The 15,021-nt window shown below is 72.2% G+C and carries 9 protein-coding genes and 1 pseudogene; 8 read left to right on the top strand and 2 right to left on the bottom strand.

The window, feature by feature from the left end; translation table 11 throughout:
• The first annotated feature begins 5 nt into the window (after nt 1-5).
• The 3 genes and pseudogenes from OG285_RS07775 to OG285_RS07765 form a co-directional block, all read left to right on the top strand.
• Nucleotides 6-1,424 (top strand): NAD(P)/FAD-dependent oxidoreductase, encoded by a 1,419-nt coding sequence (locus OG285_RS07775; RefSeq protein WP_371790584.1) that lies wholly within the window; start codon nt 6-8, stop codon nt 1,422-1,424.
• 140 nt (nt 1,425-1,564) lie between these two features.
• Nucleotides 1,565-2,032 carry a hypothetical protein gene (locus OG285_RS07770; RefSeq protein ID WP_371790583.1) on the top strand — a complete coding sequence of 156 codons (468 nt, stop codon included), beginning with the start codon at nt 1,565-1,567 and terminating at the stop codon, nt 2,030-2,032.
• Nucleotides 2,033-2,239: 207 nt separating this feature from the next.
• Nucleotides 2,240-3,259, top strand: a pseudogene (locus OG285_RS07765) (chitinase); the annotation flags it as partial.
• Here OG285_RS07765 and OG285_RS07760 read toward each other — a convergent pair.
• Both OG285_RS07760 and gabT read right to left on the bottom strand, forming a co-directional pair.
• The gene (locus OG285_RS07760) at nt 3,210-3,791 is read right to left on the bottom strand and encodes a phosphatase PAP2 family protein (protein ID WP_371790582.1); all 582 of its coding nucleotides are present in this window, start codon (nt 3,789-3,791) and stop codon (nt 3,210-3,212) included. The pseudogene OG285_RS07765 and the gene OG285_RS07760 sit on opposite strands and share 50 nt — an antisense overlap.
• Before the next feature lie 342 nt (nt 3,792-4,133).
• Nucleotides 4,134-5,465, bottom strand: coding sequence for a 4-aminobutyrate--2-oxoglutarate transaminase (gene gabT, locus OG285_RS07755; RefSeq protein WP_371790581.1), 1,332 nt, complete (start codon nt 5,463-5,465; stop codon nt 4,134-4,136).
• Between the two features lie 221 nt (nt 5,466-5,686).
• Here gabT and OG285_RS07750 point away from each other — a divergent pair, with 221 nt between their 5' ends.
• From OG285_RS07750 to aroA, 5 genes are all read left to right on the top strand, one after another.
• Nucleotides 5,687-8,056 (top strand): ATP/GTP-binding protein, encoded by a 2,370-nt coding sequence (locus OG285_RS07750; protein WP_371790580.1) that lies wholly within the window; start codon nt 5,687-5,689, stop codon nt 8,054-8,056.
• A 103-nt stretch (nt 8,057-8,159) separates the two neighbouring features.
• Nucleotides 8,160-9,734 (top strand): PucR family transcriptional regulator, encoded by a 1,575-nt coding sequence (locus OG285_RS07745; protein WP_356832584.1) that lies wholly within the window; start codon nt 8,160-8,162, stop codon nt 9,732-9,734.
• Between the two features lie 156 nt (nt 9,735-9,890).
• Nucleotides 9,891-11,336: an aldehyde dehydrogenase family protein gene (locus OG285_RS07740; RefSeq protein WP_356832582.1), complete on the top strand. Its 1,446-nt coding sequence runs from the start codon at nt 9,891-9,893 to the stop codon at nt 11,334-11,336.
• Between the two features lie 256 nt (nt 11,337-11,592).
• Entirely contained in the window at nt 11,593-13,548 is a 1,956-nt protein-coding gene (locus OG285_RS07735; RefSeq protein WP_371790579.1) for an acyl-CoA dehydrogenase family protein, read from the top strand.
• Nucleotides 13,549-13,638: 90 nt separating this feature from the next.
• Complete coding sequence (aroA, locus tag OG285_RS07730) at nt 13,639-14,901, top strand: 3-phosphoshikimate 1-carboxyvinyltransferase (RefSeq protein WP_371790578.1); 1,263 nt, start codon at nt 13,639-13,641, stop codon at nt 14,899-14,901.
• Nucleotides 14,902-15,021: the final 120 nt, after the last annotated feature.

Raw genomic sequence — 15,021 nt, 5'->3', positions numbered from 1 at the left:
AACCCATGGCCGCAGCTGCCATGACCCGTGCCCTTGCCGCATCGCTCGCCGACGCCGAGCCGGTGTCGTTCTGGCTGGAGGACCCCGGCAAGCCGGCCGTCCTGCCCGCCCTCACCGGGGACGTCAGCTGCGACCTCCTCGTCGTGGGCGGCGGCTACAGCGGACTGTGGACCGCGCTGCGCGCCAAGGAGCGCGACCCCGGCCTGGACGTCGTCCTCATCGAGGGCCACGAGGTGGGCTGGGCCGCTTCGGGCCGCAACGGCGGCTTCTGCGCCGCATCGCTGACCCACGGTCTCGCCAACGGTCTCGAACGATGGCCCGGTGAGATCAAGCAGCTGGAGGAGCTGGGCGCGCGCAACCTCGACGCCATCGAGGAGGCCGTCGCCCGGTACAAGATCGACTGCGACTTCGAGCGCACCGGTGAGATCGACGTCGCCACCCGGCCGCACCAGGCGGAGGAGCTGCGCGACTGGCACCGCGAGACCGCGGAACTCGGCTTCGAGGGGCTGGAGTTCCTCGACCAGGACGCCCTGCGGGCCGAGGTGGACTCCCCGACCTTCCTCGGCGGGATCTGGGACCGGCGAGGCGTAGCGATGCTGCATCCGGCCAAGCTGGCCTGGGGACTCAAGCGGGCCTGTCTGGACCTCGGCGTGCGGATGTACGAGCGCACCCGTGGGCTCGACCTGGTGCGCTCAGGACCGGGAATGGCCGTCCGCACCCCGTACGGCAGGGTCTTCGCCGGACAGGTGGCGCTGGGCACCAACATCTTCCCCTCGCTGGTCAAGCGGGTGCGCCCGTACACCGTGCCGGTCTACGACTACGCGCTGATGACGGAGCCGCTGACCGATGAGCAGCTGGCGTCGATCGGCTGGCGGGGCAGGCAGGGACTCGGTGACAGCGCCAACCAGTTCCACTACTTCCGGCTGACCGCGGACCACCGCATCCTGTGGGGCGGCTACGACGCGATCTATCCGTACGGCGGCAGGCTGAGCGCCGAACTCGACCAGCGCCCGGCCACCTATCTGACCCTCGCCGAGCACTTCTTCACCTTCTTCCCGCAGCTGGAGGGGGTCCGCTTCAGCCATGCGTGGGGCGGCGCGATCGACACCTGCTCGCGGTTCTCGGCCTTCTTCGGCACGGCACACGGCGGCCGCGTCGCCTACGCGGCGGGCTTCACCGGTCTCGGTGTCGGAGCCACCCGGTTCGGCGGCGACGTGATGCTCGACCTGCTCTCGGGTGCCGAGACGGAACGCACCCGGCTCGAAATGGTGCGGAGCAAGCCGATGCCGTTCCCGCCCGAACCGTTCGCCTGGGCGGGTATCGGGCTGACCAAGTGGTCGCTGGCGCGGGCGGACGAGAACGGCGGCCGGCGCAATCTCTGGCTGAAGTCGATGGACCGGCTGGGGCTCGGATTCGACTCCTGAACCGGCCGGTCCCGCCGGTACGCCGGGGCTGTGACCCAGGTCACTGTCATTGGGTGTCCGAACCCGCGTCATGAAGTGCTCCCTCCCCGCTCTCTCCCCGTGCACGCAGGAACCGCGCGTACACGAATGGAGGCCGGGCGATGGCTGGCTCGGGGGCAAGGACCGCAGTGGAGTGGCTCGCGTCGGTGGCGCCGGATCCCGGCGCGTGCCGGCGGGCATGGGAGCGCGACCCCCACGGGGTGGCGCTCCTGCCCGCCGGGGTGCGCTGGGACGTGCTCATCGTTCCGGGGGAGCTGGGCTATCCGACCCTGGACGTGCTGTCCCGGCTCATCGACCGGCCGGGGCCGGTGCTGGCGGATTTCGGTGAGTCCGGGATGGGCTTCTTCGTACCGCCGGGGACGGCCGCGCGCTGGATCGGCACGGGTGTGCGGGGCGTGGGCGACGGTACCTGGATCGTGGTGCCGCAGCCGGGCCGGACGGCCAGTGGGGTGCGCTGGCTCGTCCCGCCGGACGCCGAGGGGACGCTCACCGATCCGGTGCTGCTGGAACTGGCGATGCACGAGGCTGCCGCACTCCGGGCGGGCGACATTGGTGACGGACTGGTCTGAACCACCGCCGGGGAGTGTGTGAAGCCTTGACAGTCCAATTGGTCTGGACCATGTTGGGCGCGCTTCACCACCTCAATCCCCCCATGTCCGGAGGCAGTTGTGAAACGCCCAAGACTTCTGGCCATGCTCGCCACGGCCGCACTCGCGGTGAGCGCACTCGCCGGGGCCGCGCAGACCTCGCAGGCGGCCGGGCCTGCGGCGGGCGCGGCCCTGCCCGCGCACGCCCTGGTCGGCTATCTGCACTCCAGCTTCGCCAACGGTTCCGGCTACACGAAGCTGGCCGACGTCCCCGACTCCTGGGATGTGATCGACCTGGCCTTCGGCGAACCGACGTCCCCCACATCCGGCGACATCCGCTTCAACCTCTGCCCCGCCACCGAATGCCCGGGCGTCGAGTCGGCCGACGCGTTCAAGGCGGAGATCAAGGCCAAACAGGCGGCGGGCAAGAAGGTGCTGATCTCCATCGGCGGCCAGAACGGTCAGGTGCAGCTCACCACCACGGCGGCCCGCGACACCTTCGTCGCCTCCGTCTCGAAGATCATCGACGAGTACGGACTCGACGGCCTGGACATCGACTTCGAGGGCCACTCACTCTCCCTGGACACCGGCGACACGGACTTCCGGAACCCCACGACCCCGGTCGTCGTCAACCTGATCTCCGCGCTGAAGACGCTCAAGGCCAAGTACGGGGACACGTTCGTGCTGACGATGGCGCCGGAGACCTTCTTCGTGCAGCTCGGGTACCAGTTCTACGGTTCGGGCCCGTTCGGCGGCCAGGACCCGCGCGCGGGTGCCTATCTGCCGGTGATCAACGCCCTGCGCGACGATCTGACGCTGCTGCACGTCCAGGACTACAACTCGGGCCCCATCATGGGCCTCGACAACCAGTACCACTTCATGGGCGGCGCCGACTTCCACATCGCCATGACCGACATGCTGCTCACCGGCTTCCCGGTCGCGGGCGACACCACGAAGATGTTCGCTCCGCTCCGCCCCGACCAGGTGGCCATCGGCCTCCCGGCCTCGGTGAACGCGGGCAACGGGTTCACCTCGACCGCCGACGTGGACACGGCGCTGAACTGTCTGACGAAGAAGACGGACTGCGGCTCCTACGCCACCCACGGCACCTGGCCCGGCCTGCGCGGGCTGATGGCCTGGTCGGTCAACTGGGACCTGTTCAGCAATCAGGAGTTCGCGAAGAACTTCGACGCATACAGCTGGCAGTGACCAGCAGCAGGGCCGTGCAGAGCAGCCAGCTGGCCAGCACGTCGAGCGGCCAGTGGTAGCCGTGCAGGAGAAGACCGGTGCCCGTCGCCACCGTCAGGATTACGGCGACGGGCACCGGCCAGTTCCGCCGGGTGTACGGCATGAGGAGCAGCGCGGCCCCGCCGTAGGCCACCATCGCGGTCGCGGAGTGGCCCGAGGGGAAGTAGCCGGTGGACGGGTCGAGCGGCCCCGGCCGCGCCGTCCAGAGCTTCAGTGGCACCACCAGTGCGGGGACCACGGCCATCGCCAGGGCGGCGGCCAGGACGTCCCTGCGGCTGCCGCGCCACAGGGCGTACGCCATCACCACCACCAGGACCGGCAGGGCGACCTCGGTGTTGCCCAGGTCGGAGAGGGCGCCGCTGAGCCACCCGGGGCCGGTGCCCACGATGTGGTGGTCGATGCGCACATCCATCCGCAGCAGCGGCCCGTGGGCCATGACCTGCCAGGTGATCAGGGCGAAGAGGAGAACACAGCCGAGCGCGGAGAGCAGCACGCGCCGCAGCGGGGAGAGAGGAGCCGGCCGCCCGGGAACAGGGGGGGTAGTTCCGAGGCGGCCGCCTGGACCGGTGTGCCGCGCGCCCCGGGGGGTGTGGGGCGGGCGGCCATCCGATCGGTGAGGAGATCCGGAGCCCGAAGCTCCGGTGGTGTGCGCGAAGGCACGACCAGGCGCGAGCTGGGGAGGCCCTTGCCTGGGATCGCTCACAGTCATTCGTGAGCGGGGTGTTTCTCTCATCTGTCAGAACCGTACGGCAGAGGAAAGGAGGCCGACAGCCGGAATCGCATCCCGCCATCGCCCCCCCACACGTTCTTCACATGCCCCGACCGTTACTGGAGGTCACACGCCCGCGAAGGCATCCTCCAGCAGGTCAAGACCCTCGTTGAGCAGGTCCTCGCCGATGACCAGCGGGGGCAGGAAGCGCAGCACGTTGCCGTAGGTGCCACAGGTCAGAACGAGCAGTCCCACCGAGTGACAGGCCTTGGCCAGAGCTGCGGTCGCCTCCGGGTTGGGGTCCTTGCTGCCCGACTTGACCAGCTCGACCGCGATCATCGCGCCGCGGCCCCGGATGTCGCCGACGATGTCGTACTTCTCCTGGATGGCCGTCAGCCGCGCCTTCATGATCTCCTCGATGCGCCGGGCCTTCGCGTTGAGGTCCAGCTCCTTCATCGTCTCGATCGAGCCGAGGGCGCCGGCACAGGCCACCGGGTTGCCGCCGTACGTGCCGCCGAGGCCGCCGGAGTGCGCGGCGTCCATGATCTCGGCGCGGCCGGTCACCGCGGAGAGCGGCAGCCCGCCCGCGATGCCCTTGGCGGTCGTGATCAGGTCGGGGACGATGCCCTCGTCCTCACACGCGAACCACTGGCCGGTGCGGCAGAAGCCGGACTGGATCTCGTCGGCCACGAAGACGATGCCGTTGTCCTTGGCGAACCGCGCGACGGCGGGCAGGAAGCCCTTGGCGGGCTCGATGAAGCCGCCCTCGCCGAGCACCGGCTCGATGATGATCGCGGCGACGTTGTCCGCGCCGATCTGCTTGTTGATCATGTCGATGGCCTGGGCGGACGCCTCGGCACCCGCGTTCTCCGGGCCGCTCGGCCAGCGGTAGCCGTACGCCACGGGCACCCGGTAGACCTCGGGCGCGAACGGACCGAAGCCGTTCTTGTACGGCATGTTCTTCGACGTCAGCGCCATCGTGAGGTTGGTGCGGCCGTGGTAGCCGTGGTCGAAGACCACGACGGCCTGGCGCTTGGTGTACGCACGGGCGATCTTCACGGCGTTCTCGACGGCCTCGGCGCCGGAGTTGAAGAGCGCCGACTTCTTGGGGTGGTCGCCCGGGGTCAGCTCGGCGAGCTGCTCACAGACCTCGACGTACCCCTCGTAGGGGGTCACCATGAAACAGCTGTGGGTGAACTCGGCGAGCTGCGCGGACGCCCGGCGTACGACGGCCTCGGCGGACGCACCCACGGACGTCACGGCGATGCCGGAGCCGAAGTCGATGAGGCGGTTGCCGTCGACGTCCTCGATGATGCCGCCGCCCGCACGGGTCGTGAAGACCGGCAGCACGGAGCCGACACCGGCGGCGACCGTCGCATTGCGACGGGCCTGGAGCTCCTGCGACTTGGGGCCGGGGATGGCGGTGACGACGCGGCGCTCCTGCGGAACAGCGGTCATGGGGGACTCCTGTGGGACGAAATCGGACGCTTCCTCTCAAGCAGGCTAGGGGCGCGTCCGGAACGGCGGCATGCTCCGTTCGGTAGTGGTCCGGGTGTGTCGTTGTCCGCGACGGACATAGCAGCGTGATGACACCCGGCAGCGGGCACGTGGCACTAGATTGAGGCGCGAGATCGAGGCGCACCGCACAGGCGGACCTGGCTGGTCAGGGGGCAGGGGTCATGGACACCGAAGGCACGTACGACGCACGCGGCACCCGGGGGGCCGGTCCCGTGCCGCGCCCTGCCGGGCCGCCGGCCGTCCCGCCCCCGCCCACCTACGCACCGGCGACGGGGCCGGTGCTCGCCGACTGGCTGGCGGCCCCGCGCCACCGGGAGGGGCCCGGCGTCTGGGCGTACGGCCATGCCGAGCGCCCCCCGGAGTCCGAGCACCTCCCCGGCCGCACCGTGTTCAGCGGGGCGGTCATCTCGCTGCTCGCCTGCGTCCTGGTCTGGTCGCTCTGGAACAACGGCTACATCCCGTACTGGCGCGTCCCGCTGGAGCTCTTCACCCCGGGAGACTGGTGGAGCCGCCAGCGGATGGGCGAACCGGCGCCGCAGGGCGCGGAGAACGCGCTGGAGGTCTACCGGTTCCTGATCGCGGCCGTGCTCCTCTACGGCTTCGGCCGGCTCGGCAACTGGCGCGGGGCCTTCGAGCAAGCCGTCGAGGGCCGCCCGCCGCGCGCCCGTGCGACGGCCGCCGCGGCCCTGGCCCTCCTGGTCTGGATCTTCGTCTGGGCGGGCACCCTGCCGGGGCTCGACATGGTCTTCATGCTGATGCCGAGGTCCTGGGTGACCGGCGGCGGCGACCAGGTCGTGGCGGCCGCCGTGGTGTACACGACGTACGGACTGATCACGCTGGCCGTGGTCTGGCCGTTCGCCCGGCTGGGCCGCTGGCGCACCCTGCTGCGCCCGGGGCAGCTGCCGCAGCAGCGCGCTCCGCAGGAGCAGGCGCGGGCCGGGGCCGCGGCCCGGGACGCCTCGGTCCCGGCCCCCGCCGACTGGCCCGAACTGCGCGCCCAGGGCCTGACCGAACTCGCCGACCGGCTCTCCGACGAGGTCCGTTCCGGGCGGATGAACGACGTGGACTACACCCGGGTCCGGCGCGCCTGGCGCTCCGTCCAGGCGGACCCGGCCCGGCTGGACTCCTTCACCGAAGCGGTGCGCAGGACCGGCGCCGCCGCGTGCGTGCACCCCTCGGGCGCCCGCGACCTGCCGGTGCGCGCGGCCCGGCACGACCTGTTCGTACGCCAGGTCAGGCTCGGCACGGTCGACCCCGGCGAGCGCAATCCGTACGCCAGGCGCGGCAGTGGCCTCGCGCTCGAACCCGAGCTGCTCGGCACCTCGCTGCTGGCCGTCGGCCCGCCCGGTGCGGGCAAGACCCGCGACCTGGTGCGGCCCGTGGTGGAGTCCCTCGCCCTGCAGGCCCTCGCGGGCCAGGCCGCCGTCATCGCCGTGGCGTCGGCCGGCACCCAGCTCGGCCCCGACGAGGCGTACGACGTCGTGGTCAAACCCGGCGACCCCTCGTCCGCGTACGACTTCGACCTCTACGGCGGCGCGACCGACCCCGACGAGGCCGCCGCCGTGCTCGCCGAGGCGTTCACCGGCGACCTCCCCGAGGTCGACAGCCGGCGCGCGGCCACCGCGCTCGCCCAGCTGCTCGGCCCGTACCTGGCGGCCCACGGCCACTTCCCCTCGGTGCCCGATCTGCGGGAACTCCTCGACGGGGTGCCGGCCGCGCTCGCCACCCTGCGCGAGGCGCTCGACGCGGGCGGCCACTTCGGCCTGCAGCGCGAACTCGACGCCCGCGCCCGGCAGTCCGGGGCGCCGGGCGACCCCGGACCGGCCCTCGCCGACCGCGTCGCCTCCCTGGACCGGCCCGCCTTCGCCGGGTTCTTCGACACCTCGGGCACCTCCCGGCCCTTCTCGCTGCGCTCGCTCGAACACCCCGTACGGGTCAGGATCGACCTCCCGGAACGGGGGCACGCGGAGGCCTCCCGGGTCCTCGCCCGGCTCGTCCTCGCCCAGTTCACCGCGAGCGCGGCGGCCCGCGCCGACCGCTCGCTCTTCGCCTGTCTCGTCCTCGACGACGCCACCCGCACCGTCACGGCGGACTCGGTCCGCTCCATCCAGCGGCTGCGCTCCGCCCACGCCGGAGCCGTCCTCACCCTGCGCAGCCTGAGTGACGTACCGGACGACCTGCACACCGCGCTGCTCGGCGCGGTCGGCTGCCGGATGGCGTTCTCCGGGGTGACCACCTGGGAGGGCAGGTCCTTCGCCGAGGCCTGGGGCACCGAATGGGTGGAGACCAAGGACGTCACCCAGCGCACGGTCTTCGCCGACCAGCCGCTCACCCGGGCGATCCACTCCTTCCGGAAACTCGTCACGGGAAAGGCGGTGACGACGGACGCCGTGACCGTACGCAGGGTCGAACGCGAGCGCTGGTCGGCCTCCGACCTGGCCCATTCGGTGCCCGCGGGCCATGCGGTGCTCTCGCTGAGGACGGTGCGCGGCGAGCACACGCCGCCCCTTCTGGTGGACCTGCGCGGCTGATCCGGAGCAGGGACTCGTACGCCCTGGCAGAATTGGTGGAGCCGTTCATACGGGGCGGCACAGTTCTCACCCATTCTTCAGCCGAAGGTCCTACGGTCCCCCCATGCCGCCCACCCTTGCCTCGCTGGTCCACCACTCCACGCTCAAGCTGACCGTGCGTGCGGGGGAGGGCCGTCTTGAGACGCCGGTGCGCTGGGCCCACGTCAGCGAGCTGGCCGACCCCGTCCCGTACATGGAGGGCGGCGAACTCCTCCTCATCACCGCGATGACGCTGGACACCGAGGACCAGGAGGCGATGCGCCGGTACGTGCGGCGGCTCGCCAAGGCCGGAGTCGTCGGGCTCGGCTTCGCCGTCGGCGTCCACTACGACGACATCCCGCCCGCACTGGTCGCCGCCGCCGAGGAGGAGGGCCTGCCGCTCCTGGAGGTCCCCCGGCGCACCCCGTTCCTGGCCATCAGCAAGGCGGTTTCGGCCGCCATCGCCGCCGACCAGTACCGCTCGGTCACCGCGGGGTTCGAAGCCCAGCGCGAGCTGACCCGGGCCGCGCTGAGCGGCGACGGCCCCGGCGACCTGGTGGCGCGGCTCGCGTCCCATGTCAACGGCTGGGCCGCGCTGTACGACGCGGCCGGCACCGTCGTGTCCGTCGCCCCCGAGTGGGCCGCGCGCCGCGCCGCACGGCTCACCCCGGACGTGGCCCGGCTCGGCGAGCGCCCGGCGCCCGCGAGCGCGGTCGTCGGCGGCTCCGACGACCGCGTCGAGCTCCAGTCCCTCGGCACCGGCCGCCGCCCGCACGGCGCGCTGGCCGTCGGAACGGGCGCCCCGCTGGGCACCGCCGAGCGGTACGCGGTGCACTCGGCCATCGCGCTGCTCACCCTGACCACCGAACGCTCCCGGTCCCTGCGGGCGGCCGAGGACCGGCTGGGCGCGGCCGTACTGAGGATGCTGCTCGCCGGGGAACCGGACCACGCCCGCACGGTCGCCGGGGATCTCTACAACGGCCTGCTCGACGCCCCGTACCGGCTGCTCATCGCCGAGGGCACGTCCCACGCGCTCCAGGAGCTGGCCGAGGCGCTGGAGTCCGGGGCCTCCCGGGCGGGCGAGATGGTGCTCGTCGTCCCCGAGGGTGAGCGCCTCGTCGTGCTCGCCACCGACGGCGGAGCAGCGGTCACGGCCTGCACGGCGTACGCCCAGCAGATCGAGGCCCGCCAGGCCCCCGCGGACGCATTGACCTCCGCGGGAACCGCCGACGACGACCGGGTCGTCATCGGCCAGTCCGCGCCGGCCGGCACCATCGCCGCCGCCTCCGCGTACCGCCAGGCCGAACAGGCGCTCTCGGTCGCGCGCCGGCGCGGCCGGGTCCTGGTCGAACACGAGGAACTGGCCACCGGATCCGTGGTGCCGCTGCTCGCCGACGACGCGGTCCGTGCCTTCGCCGACGGCATGCTCCGTCCGCTGCACGAGCACGACGCGACGGGCCGCGGCGACCTGGTGGCGTCCCTGCGCGCCTGGCTCGCGCACCACGGCCAGTGGGACGCGGCCGCCGCCGACCTGGGGGTGCACCGGCACACACTGCGGTACCGGATGCGGCGGGTGGAGGAGATCCTGGGGCGGTCCCTGGACGATCCGGACGTACGGATGGAGCTGTGGCTGGCGCTGAAGGCCACCAGCATGCCGTGAGCGGCGCGGGCCGGCCGGCGCCCGGAGCACGCCGCCCCGTCCCACGACATTCCGGCACCCCGGGAGCCCGCACCACTCCATGCCGGACAAACACAGCGCCGCCCCCGCAGCCCTACCGTGGGTACACCAACCACCACCACGGAAGGGCCGGAACACATGACCTCCACCCACGCCTTCTGGCTCGCCGGCCGCCAGGCCACCGGCGATGACACCTTCGATGTCACCTCCCCCTGGGACGGCAGGCTCGTCGGTACGGTCGCCGTCCCCACCGACGCGCAGGTCGAGGAGGCCGTCGCCGCCGCGTACGCCGTCCGGGACGAGTTCGCCGCGACGGCCGCCCACGTCCGGGCCGCCGCCCTGGACCACGTCTCCCGGCGGCTGGTCGAGCGCACGGAGGAGATCGCCCAGCTGATCACCGCCGAGAACGGCAAGCCCATCAAGTGGGCGCGCGGCGAAGTCGGCCGCGCCGTATCGGTGTTCCGGTTCGCCGCGGAGGAGGCCCGCCGCTACAACGGCGGCGAGGCGCAGCGCCTCGACACCGACGCGGGCGGCGCCGGCCGCCTCGCGCTGACGCGCCGGTTCCCGCGCGGCGCGGTCCTGGGGGTCGCGCCGTTCAACTTCCCGCTGAACCTCTGCGCCCACAAGATCGCCCCCGCCATCGCGGTCGGTGCGCCGATCATCCTGAAGCCCGCCCCGGCGACCCCGCTCTCGGGCCTCATCCTCGGCGAGCTGCTCGCCGAGACCGAGCTGCCCGCGGGCTCCTGGTCGGTCCTGCCGGTCGCCAACGACCGGATGCCCGCCCTCGTCCAGGACGAGCGGCTGCCGGTCATCTCCTTCACCGGCTCCGACAAGGTCGGCTTCGCGATCATGGACTCGGTCCCGCGCAAGCACATCACCCTGGAGCTCGGCGGGAACGGAGCGGCCGTCGTCCTGGCCGACTACGCGTCCGAGAAGGACCTCGACTGGGCCGCCACGCGCATCGCGACCTTCTCGAACTACCAGGCCGGCCAGTCCTGCATCTCGGTGCAGCGTGTGATCGCCGACGCCTCGGTGTACGACCGGCTCGTCCCGAAGATCGTCGACGCAGTGGCCCAGCAGACCACCGGCGACCCCGCCGACGCGGCCACCGACGTCGGCCCGCTGGTCAGCGAGGACGCGGCCAAGCGGGTCGAGTCCTGGGTCGACGAGGCGGTACGGGAGGGCGCCAAGCTGCTCGCGGGAGGTTCCCGGGACGGCGCCAGCTACGCGCCGACCGTGCTCGCCGACGTCCCCGCGGACACCACGGTGGCCTGCGAGGAGATCTTCGGCCCGGTCCTGACGCTCACCAGGGTCGACGGCGAGGCGGAGGCGTTCGCCGCCGTCAACGACTCCAAGTACGGCCTGCAGGCGGGCGTGTTCACGCACGACGTGCAGACGGCGTTCCGCGCCCACAGCACCCTTGAGGTCGGCGGCGTGATCGTCGGTGACGTCCCCTCGTACCGCGCGGACCAGATGCCGTACGGCGGCGCCAAGCAGTCCGGCGTCGGGCGTGAGGGCGTGCGCTTCGCGATGGAGGACTACACCTACGAGCGGGTCATGGTCTTCACGGGCCTCGCCCTCTGAACGCGCCCCGCCTTCTGAACGGGCGTCGCCCGTCGAACCGGGCGAACCGGTCCGGACCCGGCCCACGGAGCTGATCCGGACCCGCGTCCGATCAGACCCGATCGGACGCACTCGCCCCCGCCCGGCCACCCCTCACGCACGCGAGGGGTGGCCGCGGTGCTGGGGATGGGGTACATACGGACGAGTAGTGACGACTAGCACCGCCTGACTGCGGGCAGGTGTGTCCACCCGACGTCCGCGGTGAGGAGTACCCCTCATGACCGCACCACTCGACAAGCCCAGGGTCACCGAGCGCGAGGCGCGCGAGGTCGCCGAGGCCGCCCGTGAACAGGACTGGCGGAAACCGAGCTTCGCCCAGGAGCTGTTCCTCGGCCGCTTCCGGCTCGATCTGATCCATCCGCATCCCCTGCCCGACGCCGAGGACGTGCGCCGCGGCGAGGCCTTCCTGGCGAAGCTGCGCGCCTTCTGCGAGACCGGGATCGACGGCGCGCTGATCGAGCGCGAGGCCCGCATCCCCGACGAGACGGTCAACGGGCTCAAACAGCTCGGCGCGCTCGGCATGAAGATCGACACCAAGTACGGCGGCCTCGGCCTCACCCAGGTGTACTACAACAGGGCGCTCTCACTGGTCGGTTCGGCCAGCCCGGCCGTCGGCGCGCTGCTCTCCGCGCACCAGTCGATCGGGGTGCCGCAGCCGCTCAAGCAGTTCGGCACCCAGGAGCAGAAGGACGCCTTCCTGCCCCGGCTGGCCAGCACCGACATCTCGGCGTTCCTGCTCACCGAGCCGGACGTCGGCTCGGACCCGGCCCGGCTGGCCACGTCGGCGGTCCGGGACGGCGACTCGTACGTCCTCGACGGCGTGAAGCTCTGGACGACCAACGGCGTCGTCGCGGACCTGCTCGTCGTGATGGCCAGGGTGCCCAGGCCCGAGAACGGCGAGGGCGGCAAGGACGGCAAGGGCGGCATCACCGCCTTCATCGTCGAGGCCGACTCGCCGGGCATCACCGTCGAGAACCGCAACGCCTTCATGGGTCTGCGCGGCCTGGAGAACGGCGTCACCCGCTTCCACCAGGTCCGCGTCCCGGCGGCGAACCGGATCGGCCCGGAGGGCGCCGGTCTCAAGATCGCCCTCACCACCCTCAACACGGGCCGGCTCTCGCTGCCCGCGATGTGTGTCGGCGCGGGCAAGTGGTGTCTGAAAATCGCCCGCGAGTGGTCGGCCGAGCGAGAGCAGTGGGGCAGGCCCGTCGGCCGGCACGAGGCGGTCGGAGCCAAGATCTCCTTCATCGCCGCGACGACCTTCGCCCTCGAAGCGGTCGTGGACCTCTCCTCCCAGATGGCCGACGAGGACCGCAACGACATCCGGATCGAGGCGGCGCTCGCCAAGCTGTACGGGTCCGAGATGGGATGGCTGATCGCCGACGAACTGGTGCAGATCCGCGGCGGCCGCGGCTTCGAGACGGCCGATTCCCTCGCGGCCCGCGGCGAACGGCCGGTGCCCGCCGAGCAGATGCTCAGGGACATGCGCATCAACCGCATCTTCGAGGGCTCGACCGAGATCATGCACCTGCTGATCGCCCGGGAGGCCGTCGACGCGCATCTCTCCGTCGCCGGCGGCCTCATCGACCCCGAGACCTCGCTGCAGGACAAGGCGAAGGCGGGGGCACAGGCCACCGCGTTCTATGCCCGCTGGCTGCCGAAGCTCGTCGCCGGCCCCGGACAGCTGCCCGGCAGCTACGCGGCCTTCCACCCGGAGGGCCACCCGGACCTCTCGGTCCATCTGCGCCACGTCGAGCGCTCCGCGCGCAAGCTGGCCCGCTCGACCTTCTACGCCATGTCGCGCTGGCAGGGAAAGATGGAGACGAAGCAGGGCTTCCTCGGCCGCATCGTCGACATCGGCGCCGAGCTCTTCGCGATGAGCGCGGCCTGCGTACGGGCCGAACTGCTGCGCTCGTCGGACGACCACGGCCGGGAGGCGTACCAACTGGCCGACGCCTTCTGCCGGCAGGCCCGGCTCCGCATCGACGAACTCTTCGGCCGGCTCTGGGCGAACACCGACGAACTGGACCGCAAGGTCGTGTCCGGTGTCCTGTCCGGTACGTACACCTGGCTGGAGGAGGGCATCGTCGACGCGTCGGGCGAAGGCCCCTGGATCGCCGACGCCACTCCGGGACCCTCCACCGCGGACAACGTCCACCGCCGTATCCGCTGACCCGGGACGGCAGACCCCTCCGGGGCGGTCCACGGCCGCATCGTGGACCGCCCCGGCCCCGGTCGCGGGCGCACGGCAGAATGTCCGCCCGTGACCGTGACAGAAATCCCCGGCTCCAAGTCCGTGACCGCCCGAGCCCTGTTCCTGGCCGCCGCGGCCGAGGGCACCACCACACTCCTGCGCCCCCTGGTCTCCGACGACACCGAGGGGTTCGCCGAGGGCCTCACCCGGCTCGGATACGCCGTGGAGCGCGGGCCGGACGCCTGGCGCGTCGAGGGCCGCCCGGCCGGACCCGGCGTGGCCGGTGCGGACGTCTACTGCCGGGACGGCGCCACCACGGCCCGCTTCCTGCCCACCCTCGCCGCCGCGGGCCGGGGGCACTTCCCGGGCCCTTCGGGCACCGGGAGAGGCACGTACCGCTTCGACGCATCGGCCCAGATGCGCCGCCGCCCGCTGGCCCCGCTCACCCGCGCTCTCCAGGAGCTGGGCGTCGACCTCCGCCACGGGGAAGCAGAGGGCCACCACCCGCTGAGCATCGCCGCCCGCGGCATCGAGGGCGGCGAACTGACCCTCGACGCGGGCCAGTCGTCGCAGTACCTCACCGCGCTGCTGATGCTCGGCCCGCTCACCCGCACGGGGCTGCGCATCACCGTCACGGACCTCGTCTCCGCCCCGTACATCGAGATCACCCTCGCCATGATGCGCAGCTTCGGCGTCGAGGTGGCCCGCGAGGGAAACGTGTTCACGGTGCCGCCCGGCGGCTACCGCGCCACCGAGTACGCCATCGAGCCGGACGCCTCCACGGCGAGCTACTTCTTCGCGGCGGCCGCTGTCACCGGGCACACGGTCACGGTGCCGGGCCTCGGCGAAGGCGCTCTCCAGGGCGATCTGCGCTTCGCCGAGGTGCTCGGCCGGATGGGCGCCGACGTCCGCACGACCGCGAGCGGCACGACGGTCACCGGGCCCGGCTCGCTCGCCGGGCTCACCGTCAACATGCGTGACATCTCCGACACCATGCCGACCCTGGCCGCCATCGCCCCCTACGCATCGGGGCCGGTGCGGATCGAGGACGTCGGCAACACCCGGGTGAAGGAGTGCGACCGGCTGGAGGCGTGCGCGGAGAACCTCCGCGCGCTCGGCATCGAGGTCGCCACCGGACCCGACTGGATCGAGATCAGGCCGGGCAGCCCGCGGCCCGCCCGGATCGAGACGCACGGCGACCACCGCATCGTGATGTCCTTCGCGGTCACCGGCCTGCGCACGCCCGGCATCACCTTCGACGACCCCGGCTGCGTCCGGAAGACCTTCCCCGGCTTCCACGAGGCGTTCGCGGAGCTGCGGCGCTCCTGGTGAAGCATGGCCTGCCTGCCCCTCGTCAGTCTCAAGAGGGCCGGCAGCCGGTACGGCGCCCCGCGCGCCGGGGTCAGCCGTGCGGTCGCGGCCCACCACGCTCCCGTTCCGTGACCCGTACGG

The sequence above is a fragment of the Streptomyces sp. NBC_01471 genome (assembly GCF_041438865.1).
GTDB lineage: Bacteria > Actinomycetota > Actinomycetes > Streptomycetales > Streptomycetaceae > Streptomyces.
This window is presented reverse-complemented; position numbering and strand designations above follow the sequence as displayed.